Annotated in this window: 22 protein-coding genes and 2 tRNA genes; 11 read left to right on the top strand and 13 right to left on the bottom strand. The window is 40.6% G+C overall.

Features of this window, described 5'->3' with window-relative positions; genetic code table 11:
• Positions 1-15 precede the first annotated feature (15 nt).
• Positions 16-567 carry a hypothetical protein gene (locus VGT41_01795; protein ID HEV2601007.1) on the top strand — a complete coding sequence of 184 codons (552 nt, stop codon included), beginning with the start codon at positions 16-18 and terminating at the stop codon, positions 565-567.
• Between the two features lie 91 nt (positions 568-658).
• Here VGT41_01795 and VGT41_01790 read toward each other — a convergent pair whose 3' ends face one another.
• The 11 genes from VGT41_01790 to argS all read right to left on the bottom strand — a co-directional run bounded on the left by VGT41_01790 (position 659) and on the right by argS (position 8,173).
• Positions 659-1,729, bottom strand: coding sequence for a hypothetical protein (locus VGT41_01790; protein HEV2601006.1), 1,071 nt, complete (start codon positions 1,727-1,729; stop codon positions 659-661).
• Between the two features lie 28 nt (positions 1,730-1,757).
• The gene (yidD, locus tag VGT41_01785) at positions 1,758-1,964 is read right to left on the bottom strand and encodes a membrane protein insertion efficiency factor YidD (GenBank protein HEV2601005.1); all 207 of its coding nucleotides are present in this window, start codon (positions 1,962-1,964) and stop codon (positions 1,758-1,760) included.
• Between the two features lie 12 nt (positions 1,965-1,976).
• Positions 1,977-2,303 (bottom strand): ribonuclease P protein component, encoded by a 327-nt coding sequence (rnpA, locus tag VGT41_01780; GenBank protein ID HEV2601004.1) that lies wholly within the window; start codon positions 2,301-2,303, stop codon positions 1,977-1,979.
• A 5-nt stretch (positions 2,304-2,308) separates the two neighbouring features.
• Positions 2,309-2,452, bottom strand: a complete 144-nt coding sequence (gene rpmH, locus VGT41_01775) for a 50S ribosomal protein L34 (GenBank protein ID HEV2601003.1) — start codon at positions 2,450-2,452, stop codon at positions 2,309-2,311.
• An 82-nt stretch (positions 2,453-2,534) separates the two neighbouring features.
• Positions 2,535-3,467: a thioredoxin-disulfide reductase gene (gene trxB, locus VGT41_01770; GenBank protein HEV2601002.1), complete on the bottom strand. Its 933-nt coding sequence runs from the start codon at positions 3,465-3,467 to the stop codon at positions 2,535-2,537.
• Positions 3,468-3,496: 29 nt separating this feature from the next.
• Positions 3,497-4,807: a trigger factor gene (locus VGT41_01765; protein HEV2601001.1), complete on the bottom strand. Its 1,311-nt coding sequence runs from the start codon at positions 4,805-4,807 to the stop codon at positions 3,497-3,499.
• Between the two features lie 16 nt (positions 4,808-4,823).
• Positions 4,824-4,910 (bottom strand) — tRNA-Leu (locus tag VGT41_01760).
• A gap of 18 nt (positions 4,911-4,928) precedes the next feature.
• Positions 4,929-5,003: transfer RNA gene (locus tag VGT41_01755), tRNA-Lys, on the bottom strand.
• A 119-nt stretch (positions 5,004-5,122) separates the two neighbouring features.
• Positions 5,123-5,710, bottom strand: a complete 588-nt coding sequence (gene frr / locus VGT41_01750) for a ribosome recycling factor (GenBank protein HEV2601000.1) — start codon at positions 5,708-5,710, stop codon at positions 5,123-5,125.
• 57 nt (positions 5,711-5,767) lie between these two features.
• Positions 5,768-6,367: a translation elongation factor Ts gene (gene tsf / locus VGT41_01745; GenBank protein HEV2600999.1), complete on the bottom strand. Its 600-nt coding sequence runs from the start codon at positions 6,365-6,367 to the stop codon at positions 5,768-5,770.
• Positions 6,368-6,472: 105 nt separating this feature from the next.
• Positions 6,473-8,173, bottom strand: coding sequence for an arginine--tRNA ligase (argS, locus tag VGT41_01740; GenBank protein ID HEV2600998.1), 1,701 nt, complete (start codon positions 8,171-8,173; stop codon positions 6,473-6,475).
• 25 nt (positions 8,174-8,198) lie between these two features.
• On the opposite strand from argS, the gene VGT41_01735 reads away from it, so the two are divergent.
• From VGT41_01735 to VGT41_01690, 10 genes are all read left to right on the top strand, one after another.
• Complete coding sequence (locus VGT41_01735; GenBank protein HEV2600997.1) at positions 8,199-8,363, top strand: hypothetical protein; 165 nt, start codon at positions 8,199-8,201, stop codon at positions 8,361-8,363.
• A gap of 286 nt (positions 8,364-8,649) precedes the next feature.
• Positions 8,650-9,702, top strand: a complete 1,053-nt coding sequence (locus tag VGT41_01730) for a hypothetical protein (protein HEV2600996.1) — start codon at positions 8,650-8,652, stop codon at positions 9,700-9,702.
• An 81-nt stretch (positions 9,703-9,783) separates the two neighbouring features.
• On the top strand, positions 9,784-10,845 hold the full coding sequence (mnmA, locus tag VGT41_01725; GenBank protein HEV2600995.1) for a tRNA 2-thiouridine(34) synthase MnmA: 1,062 nt from the start codon (positions 9,784-9,786) through the stop codon (positions 10,843-10,845).
• Between the two features lie 61 nt (positions 10,846-10,906).
• A complete protein-coding gene (locus tag VGT41_01720; protein ID HEV2600994.1) occupies positions 10,907-11,497 on the top strand; it encodes a CDP-alcohol phosphatidyltransferase family protein in 591 nt (196 codons plus the stop codon).
• 7 nt (positions 11,498-11,504) lie between these two features.
• Positions 11,505-11,888, top strand: coding sequence for a hypothetical protein (locus VGT41_01715; GenBank protein HEV2600993.1), 384 nt, complete (start codon positions 11,505-11,507; stop codon positions 11,886-11,888).
• Positions 11,889-12,025: 137 nt separating this feature from the next.
• On the top strand, positions 12,026-12,664 hold the full coding sequence (locus VGT41_01710) for a hypothetical protein (GenBank protein ID HEV2600992.1): 639 nt from the start codon (positions 12,026-12,028) through the stop codon (positions 12,662-12,664).
• A gap of 259 nt (positions 12,665-12,923) precedes the next feature.
• Positions 12,924-14,069, top strand: coding sequence for a prolyl oligopeptidase family serine peptidase (locus VGT41_01705; GenBank protein HEV2600991.1), 1,146 nt, complete (start codon positions 12,924-12,926; stop codon positions 14,067-14,069).
• 123 nt (positions 14,070-14,192) lie between these two features.
• Positions 14,193-15,173 (top strand): hypothetical protein, encoded by a 981-nt coding sequence (locus tag VGT41_01700; protein ID HEV2600990.1) that lies wholly within the window; start codon positions 14,193-14,195, stop codon positions 15,171-15,173.
• A 155-nt stretch (positions 15,174-15,328) separates the two neighbouring features.
• Positions 15,329-15,877, top strand: a complete 549-nt coding sequence (gene ssb / locus VGT41_01695; protein HEV2600989.1) for a single-stranded DNA-binding protein — start codon at positions 15,329-15,331, stop codon at positions 15,875-15,877.
• Between the two features lie 226 nt (positions 15,878-16,103).
• The gene (locus VGT41_01690) at positions 16,104-16,586 is read left to right on the top strand and encodes a hypothetical protein (GenBank protein HEV2600988.1); all 483 of its coding nucleotides are present in this window, start codon (positions 16,104-16,106) and stop codon (positions 16,584-16,586) included.
• A 53-nt stretch (positions 16,587-16,639) separates the two neighbouring features.
• Here the strand turns inward: VGT41_01690 and VGT41_01685 are convergent, their stop codons facing one another.
• Together VGT41_01685 and VGT41_01680 are read right to left on the bottom strand one after the other, a co-directional pair.
• Positions 16,640-17,056 carry a hypothetical protein gene (locus VGT41_01685; protein HEV2600987.1) on the bottom strand — a complete coding sequence of 139 codons (417 nt, stop codon included), beginning with the start codon at positions 17,054-17,056 and terminating at the stop codon, positions 16,640-16,642.
• Positions 17,057-17,073: 17 nt separating this feature from the next.
• Positions 17,074-18,281 (bottom strand): EndoU domain-containing protein (locus VGT41_01680; protein ID HEV2600986.1); only part of this gene is annotated, 1,208 nt, incomplete at its 5' end.

Here is an 18,281-nt window from a genome sequence, read left to right as displayed (position 1 = left end):
TAATGGAGGTTTATCATGCATTCAATAGTAAAAAAGATATTTTTAGCCATTATTGCCGGGGCAGCTTTGCAAGCGGGCAGTTCTGCATACGCAGCAAACCAATTGGGCGGAGTTTATGCAAGCGGGACGACGGTTGCACTTGAGAATGTAGCCAAGGCGTTCAAAAGCGCTGGTAAAGCGATGCGCACAGTTGCGCAACATGAAACAACTCAGCAAGTAGTTGACGTGATCAAGAATCATGGGAGGCAAGTTGCAGGAAGAGTTGCGCTTCTTGGATTTTTTGGCAGTGTGAGTACTTTGGCAGCTATTGATAGTTTTGGGACATATTGCCGTTATCGGGATTTTTCAAAACGCGCTGAAACGGCGAAATCTGAAGAAGAAGTGGACTATTGTGAATCTAAACAATATTTGCGCCGCGAAGCCGCTGGTTATAAAAGTGAGTCTTGTCTCTCCGCTGTGGCTGCTGTGCTCGCTTCTTTAGTTACGGGAGCAATTGTTGGTTGCACGCTTTCTGAGGGATTGCCTAGTTTTTATCCTCACATTGATTTAGCAGCAAACTCATTGTAATGCACAATAATTAAACAAACATAGCAAATGTTTTGGGGCAGTACATACTGCCCCATTTTTTTGGTGCGCCTAGCGGAGGGCGTGATCTAATTTACTGCGTTACATTCAAAAGGTGCGTAAGCAATGCCGGTGGTAGTTGTCGCATCACATCAAACGTGTTGTGTTGATTTTTTTGAGCCCAGGTCATAGTAGTATGGGTGCTCATGAAATACCCCAACTGTGTTAGATAATTTTCAACAGCAAGTGTGTGATAAAGCCCAGCGAATAGGATGATGTTTTTTGCATCAGGAGCTTCATGGCAGGCAAGAATTTTTTGTAAAAATCCTAGATCGCAGAGTAACATTGCGGGGTGCATAAGGGTTTCTATGATGGGCCATGCTTTTTCAAATGATTGTTGTTCTTCAAATATTGTGCAGGTCAATTGATTGATCGTGAGATTTTCGTTGGTGCTTACATATGATCGTATGGTTGTTTGCGCATTGTGCAATGCAGTGGTTGTATCGTGTTTGATCGTTGCTATGAGCACATCAGTTGCTAAGGGTGATTGAGCTATCGCAGAGATTATGGTCTCAAGTTCATTTTCTAATTCTGACAAGCGTTGTAGATGCGTTTGTACTGCAACCTTTGGTAAGTCATGGAGTACTCGTTTTTTGATTGTCAAAAACAGATCTTCTTGTGAGGTATACGCAATAGAAAGGTTGCTTTTTAATGTTTCTTTATATTTTTTTTCAGCGATCATTTCCATGTTGAGTTGCAGCCATTGCAGTGTGATTGCGCATATCCACTCGTCGATAATAGTGCGTTCATCAGTGGGATGGCAGGTTACACGCTTCCATGCTTGTTGATTATGTATGCTATCGACAAATAGTTGAGAAAGCAGAAGAGCAGGAGCTGGACGCATGGATGGTAATGAGAATGTTCTGCGTAACCAAGCAACTATGCCGGTTTGCGCATACCATGTTGCATGAGATGTGGTAGTTGCAGGAGATAGCTCTATAATCAGATCGGTCTGCTTTTGTGTAACTTTTAAAAATTTATTTATCTGCAGTCGTTGTTCTGGATCGATAACAGCCTGGCCCATTCCTTCATGCACATCTTCCAAAAGAATGATTTTTTTATTAGTGCTGAGTGATTCTAATGTGGTGGTAGATACAATAGACATGGGTGTTCCTCAATAAATAAGTGAGCGATTATAAACGGGTCAAGGGGCTACAAGAAAGCAGTCGTTTTGTGCTGTTCCAGATTGCACGGAAAATGTTTTGCTCTCGTAATTGTCTGATGGTGTATGGCGTGCATGTTTCTTCAAAGCGGCATACTGCTGGACCGAGTATTGGCCGTAAAAGCGTTATGCAGGTAATCAGCAGATGCTTTGGAATATTTTTAATATATTTGAGCATGGCAGAGCATGGTTATGAATATTTCTGAATATAGCTTTGGATCGTTTGCAGTACGAGCAACTTCCAGGTATCAAAATCAATTTCTATTCCTGGTTTTTTTACGATAATGATGCAATCAAATGGCTGATTATAGAGCTGATTTTCATAAAAAATAGCTTTCAGCCGACGACGAACTTTATTTCTTTCTGGGGAGTTGCCAATCTTTCGAGAGGTTACAACAAGGAGTCGTGCTTCTGGACCGCTTCGAGGAGCGAGAAGAAAATCACAGCCCGGGTGTTTTAAAGCACGCCGAGCTGTTGCGAATATCGTTTGTATTTCTTTGCGAGTCAATGAACGCATAGTATTTATGCGCGAACTGCTAGTCTTTTTCTACCTTTAGAGCGACGGCGATTGATAATTTTGCGGCCTTCACGGGTAGACATTCTTTTACGAAAACCGTGTTTTCTATTTCTTTTTTTGCGACTTTTTCTGAAAAATGTAACTGACATACTTGTTTCCTGGGTCTGATCAAACCATATATTAATACCACTGTAACGATATAATTATAGGGTTAAATGGAGGTTTTGGCAACTATAATACTGATTCAAGGTATCGTTCGGCATCCAGAGCGGCCATACAGCCACTGCCGGCTGAGGTTATTGCCTGTCTGTAACGGAAATCTGCTACGTCTCCTGCCGCAAATACTCCCTCTACAGAGGTGCGCGTATGATTATGTACCTGCATATACCCAATCTTATCAAGTTCCAGTTGGCCTTCAAATGGCTTGGTGTTTGGGTTCATGCCGATAGCGATAAAGAGTGCGTCGGCTGGTAGGGTAGTAATTTCTTTTGTTTGCTGATTGGTGATGATGACCTGTTTCACATGAGAGCCATCACCTTCAATTTTGGTTACCGTGCTGTTATAAATTATCTTTATTTTTGGATTATTGAGTACCCGTTGCTGCATAGCATGGGAAGCGGTCAACTTATCAAGAATATGTACGATGGTTATTTTATCGGTAAATCGGGTCATGAACGATGCGTCTTCCATAGCGGTATCGCCACCGCCGACAATGATGACCTCTTTGTTCGGATAAAAGGCGCCATCGCATACTGCGCAGGTAGTTACCCCTTTACTCCAATATTCTTGCTCACCAGGTATGTTAAGACGCTTTGACAGTGCACCAGTTGCGATGATGACCGCATGTGCTTGCATAGTTTTGTTCTTATCTGTGGTGATGGTAAAAGGTCTATTTTTAAAATCGACCGAAGTGACATTTTCTGTTAAAAATGTGCAGCCGAACGATTTTGCGTGATCTCTCATTTTCATCATGAGTGCCGGACCCATAATGCTTTTTTCTCCTGGCCAGTTCTCTACAAGACTGGTGCTCATGAGCTGTCCGCCCGGGTTTGATCCTTCAATGATGAGTGGCGCTAAATTCGCGCGAGCCGCATATACTCCGGCAGTAAGTCCTGCCGGACCAGATCCAATAATAATAAGTTTGTGTACAGATGAATGATCCATGTGTGTAAGTCCCGAATAAAATCAGAATGTTATTCTTTGGTTAGATGATAAATAATATGATTCAATGTTTTTTCTCGCAAACAGGCAAGTTTTAGCTCTTCAGCTGGTATTGGAACTTCCTGTCCTTTTATTTTAGTGGGTATCGAATCAAAGTAAATAAATTCTTTCGTGCGGGGACGTTTGATAAGATTGAGGTAATGTTTTATGTCTTCATTTGTAACAACAATGTTTTCGAAATGAGTAATGAGATCAAGCAATAGGCATTCTTTTGTTTGTCGTTGTGCAAGCTGTTCTATTCTTCGTTTGAAATCTTTTTGCGTGCGATATACCTGATAATCAGGATTTGATTGTAGTGCGTATAAAATACGATCTTGTTGGCGCAGGGTAAAATGATTTGGTACAACAAAATGATTTTTGGAAAGGAGTAGCTTCAATGATTCTTCTGCCATGGAGCGACGTTGTGAAAGATCGTTGCGGTAAGAAAACACTTCGATCAATTTTCGGTTAATTTCTTTGTTGGTTTTTAATTTAAAATTTCGCTTGAATTGATCTAAGCAGAAGAATGTATACGGTTGCATATCAATGATGTGAATCAAAAAGTAATGATCTATGTTGGTACATTCACTAAAATAAGCCTGAATATCTTTGTTGTTGGTGCAGAATATATCACCAACTTTTTTTCCAATGAAGAGTTCAGAAAGTGATTTATCTACTTCTTCAGTGCCGAGTTTAAACCATAAGTTTTCTGCATAATTATCTAAATAGGTGGCCCCATGTTCGTCAGTCAGAGATATGGTGAAGTTAACCCAGTCGCCTACTGCGATGATTTCAGCAGCGGTTTCTTTGAGTAATGATTTTTCTTCTTTAATGAAGTTTTCAACTTGACGATCAAGATCTTTGTATTTTTTTCGTTTGGGAGCTTTAAAGGGAAGATATTTCCAATCGCGTATTTCAATTGGTGTGAATGTGTTTATTTCGAATGTAAAGGAGGCGTCGCTATCATGCTGAATGCGAATGTCAGCAATGCGTGGTTCACCAGAAAAAACGATCCTGTTTTCGCGTAGCTGTTGATATAAAAAACTGATGACGCAGTAGTTAAAGAAAAATTCTTTAACATGTTCCAAGAGGGTTGATCTAAAATTTGCATGGATGTATTCAAGTGGCACGGAGCCCTGTTGAAAGCCGTAAGCTTGCACAGATTGCTGTTGCCCTCGCAATGCACATTGATACAGTATACTGACCCATTTTGCGGGAACTATAACTGTCGCTGCGCATGCCGTGGGGCGAATGTGTCGCACTTCAAAATTCAGCGGGAGTTGATTATCGATTGCTTCTATCACTACTCACTCCTTAGCTTGGTGCAAGAGAAGGGACTTGAACCCCCACTCCCTCTCGGGAACTGGATCCTAAGTCCAGCGCGTCTACCAGTTTCGCCACTCTTGCATTATATTTTTTATTTCTTGGTGGGCTGCCTTGGAATCGAACCAAGAACCTGCAGATTAAGAGTCTGTTGCTCTACCGTTGAGCTAGCAGCCCTCCATTTTCTTTTTTTAGAGTATTGTCACTCTGTGTATTTCAAAGGTGTGTTGTTTTTAGCTTTTTTTCCAAAACAACTTGGAACTATTGTATCAAAAAAAATTATAAAAGGAAGCGAATTAAACAGATCGAATATCCTTTTCTTTCTTTGATGACAAGTTTTCAGCAGAATCGATAAATTTATCAGTAAATTTCTGTAGCGAGTCACTTAATCTATTGAAAAAGTTTTCTGATATTTTTTTATCTTTTTTCGCATCGCGAATGATGTTGTTAAAATCTTTGCGTACGTTGCGTATGGCAACTTTGCATTCTTCAAGTCTTTTACCCAGTTGTTTTATAAGATCTTCGCGGCGAGCGTGACTCATGTCAGGCAATGGGAGTTTGATCACATCTCCATCATTTACGGGAACGATGCCAATATCAGAAGTAGTAAGTGCGCGTTCGATGTCATGCAATAGCGCTTTATCCCATGGTTGGATGGTCAAAAGGCGTGCATCAGGTGCAGCAAGAGATGCGATTTTTTTAAGAGGCATCATGTCTTTGCCGTAGCAAGATACAATAATGTCTTCGATCAATGATGTGTGTGCGCGACCGGTTCGGATTTTAAGGAGTTCTTTTTCAAAATGTTTGATTGCCTTTATCATTTCTGCGTCCATCGCAGTTTCAAAGGGCTTTATCTCATTTTCAACTAATTGTATTTCAATCATACGGTTCCGTCCTTGCAAAAGGTTGATTTGTACTATTGAGCTTCTTTGTATGGTATATTATGCACCAATTTCAAAACGGGCAAATCGGCGGATGCGGATATTTTCACCTGTTTTAGCAATCAGTTCGCGGAGTACATCTTCTACTGTTTGCTGGTCATTTTTTACAAATGATTGTTGTAGCAAGCAGACTTCTGAATATACTTTTTTAATTTTCCCATCAACGATTTGATTAATAATATTTTCAGGTTTTTTTGTTTCTTGCATTTGCTCTGTAAAGATACGTCGCTCGTTTTCTAACCATTTTGGATCAACGTCTTCAGGCGCGAGATACAATGGTTTTAGTGCTGTAATATGCAAACCAAGATCATTAGCAAACTGTTTAATATCTTCTGTGCGTGCTACGAAATCGGTTTCGCAATTTAGTTCTACCAGAACTCCTATGCGGGCTCCCGGGTGAATGTATGCGTGTACAAGCCCTTCTGCGGTATCTTTGTCAGATCGCTTAGCTGCCACAGCAGCACCTTTTTTGCGTAATAGTTCTATTGCTTTTTCAATATCTCCATCAGCTTCAACAAGTGCATTTTTGCAATCCATCATACCGAGTCCGGTACGTTGGCGTAGCGTTTGTATAAGATTTATATCAATAGTTTTTGTCATGGGACTCCTGCTCAAATAGCATAAAATATATATATCATAATTATATGTAAGTGTGCCAGAAATGGCTACTTTATCAATTACTGACTTCGGATATCATTTTTGCCTTTACATGGTTTCAGGTAGGCTGATGCCTAAAAGTGTAAGGGCCAGGTCAAAGTTATTCTTAAGAAGTTGCATAACTACCAGTCGTCCACGGCTTTGTTCTACACGCTCAACGTTAATTACCCGGTGTTTCCCGTAATAGCTATGGAATGCTTGCGCAAGTTCCAGTACATAGTAAGTCAGTACATGCGTCTGATGATTGTGGCTAATAGATTCCAGCGTCTTTTTAAGCGAGATTATCTTCTTGAGTAGCAGCTGTTCTTCTGTGCCTATGTGTTCCGCATCTGCTGGTGATATGTTGGCAAACGCAGCGTCTTGGCTACTTTTTTCTAAAATACTTTTGATGCGTACATACGCGTATTGTGCATAGTAAACAGGGTTTTCATCAGTTTTTTTAAGCGCCAGCTCTATATCAAATTCAAGATGTGCATCTGCTTTTCTATGGAGATAGAAAAAGCGTGCTATGTCGACCCCAACGGTTTCTATGACATCGGCCAGTGAGATGATTCTTCCGGCTCGTTTGGACATGCGCAGTTGTTGATCACCTTCTTTGAGGCTGACCAGTTGGTAGAGGATAACATCCAGTTTTGCCTTGGTATGCAGATGCAGAGCAAGCAATAATCCTTGCAGGCGGACCACATAGCTATGATGATCTTGCCCCAGCACCATAATAAGATGGTCAAAGCCGCGATCAACTTTATTTTTTAGATATGCAGTGTCGGCGGCAACATAGGTCAGTTCGCCAGATGCTTTTCTCATCACACGATCTTTGTCATCGCCAAATGTTGTTGAACGGAACCAGAGGGCCCCTTCATGTTCAAACAGATAGCCATGCTCTTGGAGTAAATTTATAACTGAGGTAATGGATCCATCGGTATGTAATGTTTTTTCTGAAAACCAGACGTCAAATTGAATGCCGTATTGTGCAAGCGTTTGCTTGATATGCGCAAGTAGCTTTTGTTGAGCGTATTCTTGGAAAAATGTTTCAGGCTTATCGGTTACTGATGAGCCATGTTGCGCAATGCATTCTTTGGCAAGATCAACTAAATAGGTGCCGTGGTAGCCATCTTCAGGTAACTCTACGCTCGCACCAAGTTCTTGCTGGCAACGAATTTTAAAGCTTCTGCCAAGTTTATCAATTTGAGTTCCCGCATCATTAATATAAAATTCGCGAGTTGCGCTGTGGCCGATGAAATTTAAAATGTTGGCTAGCACGTCGCCGATAATCCCTCCACGACCATGACCAAGATGTAATGGGCCGGTAGGATTGGCGCTCACAAATTCGACATTGTATCTGTATCGTGGGATGCCTGAATCGAGCGTGAAGAATTCTTCTTTTGAATTATATAGGTTTTGAGCGAGTGTATGCCATGTTTTTTCAGTGAAAAAGAAGTTTAAAAAACCAGGGCCAGCAATTTCAATGCGTGCAATACCGGGATGAGTAAAATTGGTAGCTATTTGCTCTGCAATAGCGCGTGGATTTTGCTTGAGTGCTTTTGCAAGGATCATTGCAGCATTAGCGTTTAGATCGCCAAATTGTTGTTTGTTTTCGTCTACATTGAGTACTAGTTCAGCGCATTGAGATAATTCGGGATTATCGATCTTGAATGTGGTTTGTAAAAATAAGGTAAAAGCCTGTTGGATTTGTTGGATCATATTTACTGGCATAGTTGTTGTTTGTTGAGTTTGCTGAATACGGGTCATAAGTAGGTCCTTGATAAGAAAGATTGTGTATTGTCTAAGAGCTTATCCGAAAAATGGCTGGTGGTTTAGTGTATTGCAAAATATTGAGATAGATAGGCATTGTACAGTATTGTTGGCACCCGATCGTCTTCACGAGCGAATGCGTGGTGATCCAGGAAATTGTGCGCTCAGTATGAGCGCTACAAAATAGATCGTTTTTTTGTATTTACCTAAATATTTCTTTATTAACCTGGATCGCCACGCACGCCAATGGCGGCTCGCGACGACGATCGGGGGCTCCTTGTTCTGATTGCTTTCAACTATGGCGATAATTTTCGGATAAGCTCTAATCCTAGTAAAAAAGGGGATAAAAGTCACGGCTTGCTGGTGCAGCAGGATTCGTTGTTTTATTATCCACACCGAGCGATCATTGACAAATTGAATCCTAATTGATTATTTTGAATTTATCATAATGATTGATTTGTAAGGGGGGAGTCATGAAAAAGTTTGTTTTACTGGTTTTAGCGGCATTATTCTTGAACGTACCGCTGCATGCGGTTTTTTACAATCTAACGGTTTTGCGCAATAAAAACACGGGTCAGCTGATTTTTTCATTGGCAGATATACATGTTGATGCGGTTGGTGGGGAAAATACGATTGCTCAAAGAAAAGATTTGATTTCTATGGTAAGTGGGCTGAAGGGCAAAGGAGAGTCTGTGCACTGCTTGATAGAGGATGTAAAATCTGCAGCTTCAATCGATTGGAATCCAGAGTATGAATCGAATATTATTTGGAACGTTAATAAAGATAAATCATGGGCTCAACAATTGGCATCTGATGCGGGGAAGGATTTTTTGGAGAGCATTACGGAAGAAAAGGCGGTCGATTTTTTAGGAATGATAATAGAGTGTCTTCCAATGAGGTATTTAGTGCTACAGCTGTGGGCGTATGGTATATCTTGTAAAAATATTGAATCTAGGATGGTTTTTTATGAATTTATATCGAAAAATAAAATACCGTGGGGAGATTTTAAATTAATAAACATGAGGGCTGCTAATGAGAAAGAGCAGAAAGGTATGGATGCATTATATAGGATTATGATAATGCAAACGGTAAATAGTATAAAAAGCAGCGATATTAAAGAGAAGTTGTTAAGATTTCTATATACATATCCTGTGTTAGACGCGAGCGGTATGCAAAATTCTTGGGACGATGTTATGAAGAATGAATATTTTATGGTCGATATAGCAGCAATTGATGACATATATCAACATGCAGATGTACATAATATTTTTCTCTGTGCGGGAGGGGCGCATAATGAAAAGATAAATGAGTTTCTATTATCGACTGGCGAATATGATCAGGTGAGAAGTTTTGGACAAAGGATAAATTTTAATGCGAGGGTTCTTGAAAGGCTGCGTATGGCATTTAAACCACCATATCCTCTTAACTTGCGAAAAACCTTCGATCAAGTCCAACGTGCAATAGCAAAGTTTGAAAAAGCATTAAAAGTAGCGCCGGAAAAGGGAAGGCTTAAATCGAAGCTGTAAAAGGTGCATTTTTCACCCTGTTTTAATGGCGAATAATCTGCTATTATATATGCATAATTACAGTATTTAATAGGTATAAAAATGCAGGTAGCGGTTTTAGTTTCTGGTGGTGTTGATAGTTCGGTTGCACTCGCGCTGCTCAAGCAGCAGGGGCATGCAGTGACCGCTTTTTATTTGAAAATCTGGTTGGAGGATGAGCTTTCCTATTTGGGGATTTGCCCGTGGCAGGAAGATCTCAGTTACGTCCAGGCAGTATGTGCGCAGTTAGAGGTGCCATTACAAATTGTATCATTGCAGAAAGAGTATTTTGATCATGTAGTTGCTCATACGATTGCACAGGTTAAAGCTGGTCGAACCCCTAACCCCGATATCCTTTGTAATTCACGTATTAAATTTGGCATGTTTGTTGAGTACATGCAAACATTACCGCATACGTATGATGCGATTGCATCAGGCCATTATGCGCAAGTTGCTTTGGTTGATGGGATTGCTCAGCTCTACCGCGCTCCCGATGAGATTAAAGACCAGACCTATTTCCTTTCCTATTTAACACAACAGCAGCTTGCAAAATTACTGTTCCCGATTGGTCATTTGCGTAAAGAGCAAGTACGTGAGCTTGCAGAACAGTTTGATTTACCCAATAAAATTCGTAAAGACAGTCAAGGCATCTGCTTTTTAGGGAAACTAAAATTTTCTGATTTTATTAAACATTATCTGGGCGAGCGACCAGGCGATTTAATTGAATATGAAACTGGTGCAGTGCTTGGGCGGCACAACGGATTTTGGTATTATACCATTGGCCAGCGGCAGGGCATTGGGCTTTCTGGTGGTCCGTGGTACGTGGTTGCAAAAGACACGCAGCGCAATGAAATTTTTATTTCTCGAACGTATCATGATCACGATAAACAACGTAACGAGCTTACCATTGCAGAATGTAATTGGATTGCTGGCGTTGCCTCACGGGATGGAAACTATTTGGTAAAATTACGCCATGGACCGCAGATGCATCATGCACACGTACAAATGGTTGATGGTGGATCATTTAAAATAACACTTGCAAACCATGATCAAGGAATAGCATCAGGACAATTTGCTGTGATCTATGATGGTCAGATATGCATCGGCGCGGGAATTATTGTATAATACGTGCATGAGTTTTTCCGATTGATAGTTTTTTGCAAAACGGAGTACGGAGTATTGTCATATGATTCAACAATTTTTGAAAAGTTTTCCAGCAGAAGAACGACGTATTACGCTTGCAACACTATGCACGATACTACGTATTTTTTTAGTACCTTGTATCGTTGCTGCGATGTTTTATCATTCCTGGGGGTTGGCATGGGGATTACTGGCTGTCGCATTGCTCACTGATATTGCTGACGGTATGCTGGCGCGCTTGCGTAATGAGCGAACCATATTAGGAGCCTGTCTTGATCCAATTGCAGATAAGTTTTTGTTAATTGCCTGCTTTGTGACGTTGGCATCGATCGAGACATCGCTCTATGCTATTCCAATTTGGCTCGTGCTTTTGGTACTCATCAAAGAGTTGCTCATTCTTGTAGGAACGGGTGCCATGTACGCGATAAAAGGATTTATCCATTTTCGTCCGACCTTTTTGGCAAAAGCGGCAGGAGGGATGCAATTGCTCTTTATTGCATGGTTAATGTGTTGTCAGTATTTAAACAGAATCTCTTTGCCTGTATATAATAGTTTTTTGGTGATAGTAGCATGTATGGTTGTGGCGGTATTTATACAATATCTGATAACTGGAATACGCCTTTTACAAAATAGGTAATGATGGTATGAATATAAAAAAATATTTTTTGTCGGGTCTCATAGGGTTCTCTGTCATATGTATAACGGCAGAAAGTTTTGTAATACCAAAAAAAGATAAAAAAGTATCGACGCGGACATTAAAGGAAAACTGTTGTGACTGCGTGACCGATGTTTTGAAAGAATCTCCAAAAACCGCAATTTTAAATGCGCAGGTACAGCAAGAGATGATCGCAATGGTGGGCGATATGATCGAAGGATCCTTTTTTGAAGGCATAGACAAAATTACCTTAGCTGCGGATGAGCGCAAATATCAAGAATTTGCCTGTCGACAGCAAGAGATTAATAATCTGCTTGAGCAGCAGGTGGCTTTTGTTATGGAGCAGAAGAAGAAATCTGGGCTTAAAAAATAATGATTGTTTTATACGATTAGATGTGCTTCTATAGCATGGAAGTTATGATTTGATCATACATAGTGGACTGGCAGAGCGTTTAAATATAGATTTTTCATCGAATAATAAAATCTTACTAACATGTTGAAGGAGTTGGTATGCAATGTAAACAATATAGTTTGTTTTTGATAAGTTTGTTTTTTGTGATGAATGGGGCGTTAGATGCTGCCGATGCGCAACCCGAAGCTTCTGCTGCGCAAGCTATCCAGGGCAGCAGAATGGGACAAGAGATTTTCACGCGTTGCATGGATCAGCTGCTTGTAGAACAGCTGCAGCGCTCTGAACAGGTACCAGTTGGATCTCCGCAGGAAGGGTTGTCAGGTGAGCTAAGCAGTCAACTGGAGGCTTTAGCAATAGGTGATGAGGAGGTATTGGGTCGTGGTGATGATGCAAAGGAAGTGGTTGATCGTAGCGATCGCGAGAAATTGTTTTTAGAGTTGATGGGAGCGCAAATGTATGCAGATAGAGCGGTTATTAATGCGGTTACATTTGCTCAATTAAGTACAAACAAACAATTTGAGACACGTCTAAGAATGTTTAAGCGGCAGCAATCCATAGCAGCTCAGATATTGGGTGTAAAACCTCGTTCTGATGGGGTTCTTAGGCAACATTTACAACAAGCATTAGAACTCGTAAACGGAGTGCCGATCGATAATAAACCGAGGGGGAGAGTGCATCGGCGGCATCAACCATATAGGTCCCATCCAATGAGATTGAGATCTGAAAAACGAAAATAGTGCTTGCGCAGATTCTCCAGAACTCAGTAAAGGGCCATTGCGACGCTAGTCAGAAGAATCAAGCATTCATCAGTGGAAGATTGAAGCCGTTTGTGTTATAGGGCTAGAATCCATTACAACCCCCATTTGATAATAATAATGGCTCATGTACCCTTATTAGCATGGATAGAGCTTTAAAAATCGCATGCCAGCAATAAGCTCGTAGAGCGAAGGATGGTGAAGCTAAGAATTGGTAGGTTATCGCTAGCTAGGGGAAAAAATGGAATCTAGATATATACTCAAATTCATCTTCGTTTTAATGGGGGCAGCAGCCCTTTCATCATGTGGCATGCATTCAAAAAATAAAGCTGATAAAACCCAAACAGTTGAGTCGACTCCTAGCGTATTTTGGGATGTTGTGCCTAGTAAGGCTTCGTACTTGTATGTCCCTGGCTTGACGAGTAGCGGAATTACTATGGGACGGTATTGCCCTGAATTTGTAGCAAGTACGGGCGAAAAAATATCTTGGACATCAGGAGGCCATGTTATTGGTCAACCAAATACGACGGTTGCGTTTCCCGATGCGTGCTTAAAAAAACCAACGAGGTTCACTTTAAATCCAATTACTGCATTTTTAAATGGTATACGGAGAGACCTATATCCTATTATGGAACGTTGTTTCAATGAAAAATATGGTGTTACGGTTGTAGATAATGAGTCTTCAAAATATACCGTAGTTAATTACACCCCTAATTTTAGTGCAGCAAATGTGGGACAAACTATAGATATTAAGTGTTTGCATAAGCATTATAAAAATCATATTAAGAAATACCCTCAGGCAGATGTTATTCTATATGGTGATTCTCGTGGTGCCGCAACGATCTTTAATTTTATAACGCTTCATAAACCAGAAAGAGTGAAGGCTGCGGTGGTAGAAGGTCTTTTTGATAGTGTGACCCATGGCATGAAGCATTTTTTATATGATGATAAACCGCTTGCGACAGAAGAGCGATTGCATCAAATGTTTTCGATGGTAATGCGAAAGTACCGTAAGGACGGGATTAATCCGGGCAAGTGTGCTCAAACCATTACTGATGATATTCCTTTATTAATTGTAAGCTCATTAAAAGATGGTCTTGTTGCGCCACAAAGTACTTTCAATGTATATAAACAATTGAAAAAACGAGGGCATAAGAATGTCCATTTGTTGGTTTTGAAAAAGTCATTGCATCCGGCATATATGGTTGATGATCCGCAAGATCAAATCGTCTATGAATCGGTGGTGCATGCGTTTTATAAACAGTACAACTTGCCGCATAACAGCAAAAAGGCATCCTTGGGGTATGCAAACTTTTTAAAAACACAGCCTACTCCAGAAGAATTGGCAGCATTATATCCGCTGGCCACCTGTGAGCAGTGCGTTTAATAAGTAATCTCGTATAACACACAAATTATGATTTAATATAAACCATAGACAGAAATATTGTTTAACTATACATTTTCCCTCGGGTAATCAGTTCTATAAATCGTGATTAATAAGGGGATACATATGCAATATAAACAATACGGATGGCTTTTGGGTGGGCTTGTCTTTGTGATGAATGGTGCATTTGGTGCAGCGGCCGAGGCTGAGCAAGGTGCGTTTGGTATACATATGAGCCAAGCGGCACAGAGCTTGCTGGAGGCATATAAAAGTAGCGGACGTGATAATGGACTTTTAGCCCAATTAACACATGCTGTGCATGCTATGGCTCAAGCGCAGATTAAAGACTTCAGATCAAAAAATCCAGGGCGCGACACCGATGAGAGTATGCAATTAGAAAGGATAGTCGCTGGATTGGCTTCAGTACAAATTATTCAAGATGCAAGTGAGAGTGATTCAGAAGAGGCGATGGCAGAAGAGGATGCAGCGCCAGATGAATCCAGTAGTGATGGAGGAGATTCAAATGTATTTAACGGGAGTGTGTGTTATCAATCTGTTTTTAAGTTGATGCAAGAGCAAGTGCAAGCGAATATTGAGGTGATACACTCGCCGGCGTATAGACAATTAAGTGAGCAGAGAAAGTTAGGAATGCTTTTAGAAATGTTTATTGAGTTAGAGCGTCCGGCTTGTAATGCGCAACTTGCATACATGCAGGCAGCGCATGATGCTGATTTATTGTCGCTTTCAGCTCATGATGCTCTCGTGCGATTCAGATTGGCATACCAGATGTACGGTAACGATACTGCGCAACTTGCGCTAGAAGCATCTCTAAAAAATGACGCTATTGGTGGTCAGGCGGTACGGTCAAGATTGGAGCATAGTCCTTGCGCCACTACGCCTCGACGCCGTGCTTCACTGCCCAATATAGGATCATTACGATTGGGCAGTAGTGGTGATTCATCACCCACGTTGCTGGCGGGACCAGAATTGTGTAATTTATTGGCAAGCAAAAAAGGAGCACAACCGCAGTCGGCGATGCCGCCCGTGCGACTAATGGGAGCAAGAAAAAGGAAAGTTGCTTTAATCGGGCCAAATGAACGGCAATAAAGCTATAAAAATAGTTCTAATGTGAGATCAGAGAGAGACGCCGTGCCTAAATGGTTATAGTGATGAACATTGATCTAAAATCATTATTTAGCAAATAGTTTTTTTGTGTTACAGTAAACAATTATTGCTATAAAAACTGTTGTAAAGGATGATTAATGGCTGGATATAATCGTATTATCATGATTGGTAATTTAACAAGGGACCCAGAGTACAAACAGTTGACTTCTGGACAACCGGTATGCCGTTTGGGCATTGCAACCAATCGTCAATTTAAAAATAGACAGACTGGTTCTATGGTTCAAGAAGTTTGCTACATCGATGTGGATGTATGGGGAGCGCAGGCGGAAAGTTGTCGTCAATATTTGCAAAAAGGGCGTTCGGTTTTAATTGAAGGTCGTTTAAAATTAGATACGTGGCAGGATCAAAGCGGACAAAGTCGTAGTAAGCATTCTATTGTTGCTGATCGTGTAGTATTCCTTTCTGCAGGTGGTGCGGTTGAAGATGTTGAAACCGGTACAATGCGATCTCCATTAGATCCAAAAGAACAAGATGTTATGGATCAAATTGAGCAGATTAAAGCAAAAACTGCGGCGCGTGGTGCAGTTAAAGCAAAAAGACCAATGGCAGAGTCTTCATCAGGATTTGATACTGGTGAGATTGCTTTCAATGATGAGCAGCCGTTTCAGGACGATTTGCCGTTTTAATAACAGCGTAATTTTTGTATAAAAAAAGAAAAAGATGCGATTTCGGTTGCATCTTTTTCTTTTTTCTTGGCATTTTTTTGATAAAAACAGAGTGTCAGGTGTCTTCTTAATAAGAGATTTTTTTGTATTCCAGTTTTGCATTATTGACAATTAGAGTATTTGTTTGCGATGCTACAGATGATAGGGGGGAGTATTGTGATGATAGTAGGGGTCAAAAAGGAGAACTATGATGCAAAAAGGTTTAATTATAAAACGGATGATGCGTGGCATGCGATCTGCGCTGGCGGTTGCGGTTTTTTCATTTTTTACGACGCAGACGAGCAATCAAAGTATTTACTACGCACCGCTTACCTCTGAAAGTCCGTTTCCTCCTTCGTTGTATACCAATGTATTAAATGCGATGGTATGCATGTGGGGTTATTTTGAGTTATTGCAAAAAAATCAGGTTGAACAGGTGGAACAAGATTTTGTGGTGGACGCCATTACTGGTCGTATGACGCTGGCTCGTTCTCATGCAGACTTGTTATTACGTGCGTGTCATGATGGTGTATTGCCGCTTCTTGTTGATGATGTATTTCATCTTATCGATGTGTGTGATCATATTGAGGCTGCATATCAGGACGTCAAACGACGGGGCCATGATACGGGTATCAATTTAACGGTACTTTTTGGCATACGTGATGAATTTTCTCAATTATTACCGGTATAATCGTGAGGCTGCGCTTGTGGCCTCTTTTTTCTTATCCATCTTTATGTACACTTTCACTCCATCCCTTCCGGCAACGTATCACTTACAAAAAGTTCTCCATTTTTCTCATAAATAAAAATTTCTGGCGCTTTTGCTCTTACCAACTCTTGCCAGTCGTTTGTTAATCCTAATAAGACATTGCGGTCCATTTCTATAAAGTTTTCTGGGTCATCCCAGGAGATATCAGTCGGTGTTAAAGTGACTGTATTGCCATTTATGGATATCTCAGTAAATTCTCCAAATAATCCTCGACCTGCGGGATCCAATAACGCTCTTTTAACCCATTCTGCGTCAACCCCTTGATCACGAAAAACATCTCTTAGCCGATTGAGTTGTTTGTTAGCTGTGAAATTTCTTGCTGGATAAGACCTTGAAATACCTCGTTCCATCCAAATGTAACTTTTTTTCATAACTGGCTGGCCATTTATCATATCTGGGTATAGCGTCCTCATAAAGCAACCTTTATATTGGGATATGCTGTAACTACTTCACCTACTTTCTGACCTGACTGTGTTTCACATACATCTATTATTGCTGTAATACTAATACCCTCGCTTGTTATACCTTCAATTTCCCACCGCCCATTATTTTTGGGCGTTTTTTCTATGGAATTACGTAATGCTTCATTTATTTTTTCTATCACTTGAGCCTCTGTCCAATGATCAGGGAAAAGAGTTGATTCTTTTTCTTTACCGTCAGCATAACGCCATCTAATTTTGTATACTCCATGCTCACCGCGTTGAATAACGACACTTTCTATTAAACCACTTTTCTGTATTTCTCCTAAATAATCATGATGAAACCCCGCAGGGGTAATTGTATTATCTTTGCAACCTATTTTCAGCACTGGATTAAAAATATGTTCGTAGTCTATCCAAATATGTACACCTTCACCAATTTCAATAGGAACCGATAACGTTCCATCAAAAACTTTTACTAATTTTTCAATTTCTTCGGGTGATAAAATAATTTCTTCTAATTCTTTTGGCTTGTATGCATGCTTTCCACTAGCAGAACGTTTACCATGCTCTTTACACACATTTTTCTGTTTCTGCTTCCAATGTTGTTTTACTTTATCCAAAATAATCTTTAACTCTGCATCTGCTTCAGATAACGTTATCACCTGTTCTTTATCAAGAACAAATGATTGTTTAGACTCTGCATGGTCTATTGCCGCAAGATCAATAGTAATGACCGCGACTTCACTCTCTACAGTCAGCTTTGATTGATCGGCAATTATTAATTCATCACTAACAACAACTGGAGACTCTGACTCACCTTGCTCTTCTGTTTCAGATGGCACTTCCCCTTGAGGTTTGCCATCCTCTACAAGCACATCTTCTTCTTTTGCCTCTGCACTCTCGGCAGCTTTATCTGCATCTTCTTCTGATTCTATGCACTCTTCACATGGTTCTTGAGATTTATCATCAACTTTCGGCAGCTGTTTTAAAATATCTTCCAATATTGCCGCCCAACCACGAGAGGAAAAACCACACGGGCGCGTTTCAATATCGCGCCCTACGTTTGTCCCACACTCCCATTCTTTAAGCAAATCATCTGCTTTTGGAGAAGGATCAAACTTTTTATCTGGATGCTCACCAAGATTGTCTCCAATACCGGTGACACACGGACCAGGAATGGGTATTTCTTTAGGCA

This window comes from Candidatus Babeliales bacterium, assembly GCA_035944115.1.
GTDB lineage: Bacteria > Babelota > Babeliae > Babelales > Vermiphilaceae > DASZBJ01.
Note: the sequence above shows the minus strand (reverse complement) of the source record. Positions and strands in the feature narration are given on the sequence as shown.

Excerpts from the sequence above, each read along its gene's own strand:
- VGT41_01795 (HEV2601007.1), top strand. The coding sequence starts at position 16 with ATGCATTCAATAGTAAAAAAGATATTTTTAGCCATTATTGCCGGGGCA.
- VGT41_01790 (HEV2601006.1), bottom strand. The coding sequence starts at position 1,729 with ATGTCTATTGTATCTACCACCACATTAGAATCACTCAGCACTAATAAA.
- yidD (HEV2601005.1), bottom strand. The coding sequence starts at position 1,964 with ATGCTCAAATATATTAAAAATATTCCAAAGCATCTGCTGATTACCTGC.
- rnpA (HEV2601004.1), bottom strand. The coding sequence starts at position 2,303 with ATGCGTTCATTGACTCGCAAAGAAATACAAACGATATTCGCAACAGCT.
- rpmH (HEV2601003.1), bottom strand. The coding sequence starts at position 2,452 with ATGTCAGTTACATTTTTCAGAAAAAGTCGCAAAAAAAGAAATAGAAAA.
- trxB (HEV2601002.1), bottom strand. The coding sequence starts at position 3,467 with ATGGATCATTCATCTGTACACAAACTTATTATTATTGGATCTGGTCCG.
- frr (HEV2601000.1), bottom strand. The coding sequence starts at position 5,710 with ATGATTGAAATACAATTAGTTGAAAATGAGATAAAGCCCTTTGAAACT.
- tsf (HEV2600999.1), bottom strand. The coding sequence starts at position 6,367 with ATGACAAAAACTATTGATATAAATCTTATACAAACGCTACGCCAACGT.
- argS (HEV2600998.1), bottom strand. The coding sequence starts at position 8,173 with ATGACCCGTATTCAGCAAACTCAACAAACAACAACTATGCCAGTAAAT.
- VGT41_01730 (HEV2600996.1), top strand. The coding sequence starts at position 8,650 with ATGAAAAAGTTTGTTTTACTGGTTTTAGCGGCATTATTCTTGAACGTA.
- mnmA (HEV2600995.1), top strand. The coding sequence starts at position 9,784 with ATGCAGGTAGCGGTTTTAGTTTCTGGTGGTGTTGATAGTTCGGTTGCA.
- VGT41_01720 (HEV2600994.1), top strand. The coding sequence starts at position 10,907 with ATGATTCAACAATTTTTGAAAAGTTTTCCAGCAGAAGAACGACGTATT.
- VGT41_01715 (HEV2600993.1), top strand. The coding sequence starts at position 11,505 with ATGAATATAAAAAAATATTTTTTGTCGGGTCTCATAGGGTTCTCTGTC.
- VGT41_01710 (HEV2600992.1), top strand. The coding sequence starts at position 12,026 with ATGCAATGTAAACAATATAGTTTGTTTTTGATAAGTTTGTTTTTTGTG.
- VGT41_01705 (HEV2600991.1), top strand. The coding sequence starts at position 12,924 with ATGGAATCTAGATATATACTCAAATTCATCTTCGTTTTAATGGGGGCA.
- VGT41_01700 (HEV2600990.1), top strand. The coding sequence starts at position 14,193 with ATGCAATATAAACAATACGGATGGCTTTTGGGTGGGCTTGTCTTTGTG.
- ssb (HEV2600989.1), top strand. The coding sequence starts at position 15,329 with ATGGCTGGATATAATCGTATTATCATGATTGGTAATTTAACAAGGGAC.
- VGT41_01690 (HEV2600988.1), top strand. The coding sequence starts at position 16,104 with ATGATGCAAAAAGGTTTAATTATAAAACGGATGATGCGTGGCATGCGA.
- VGT41_01685 (HEV2600987.1), bottom strand. The coding sequence starts at position 17,056 with ATGATAAATGGCCAGCCAGTTATGAAAAAAAGTTACATTTGGATGGAA.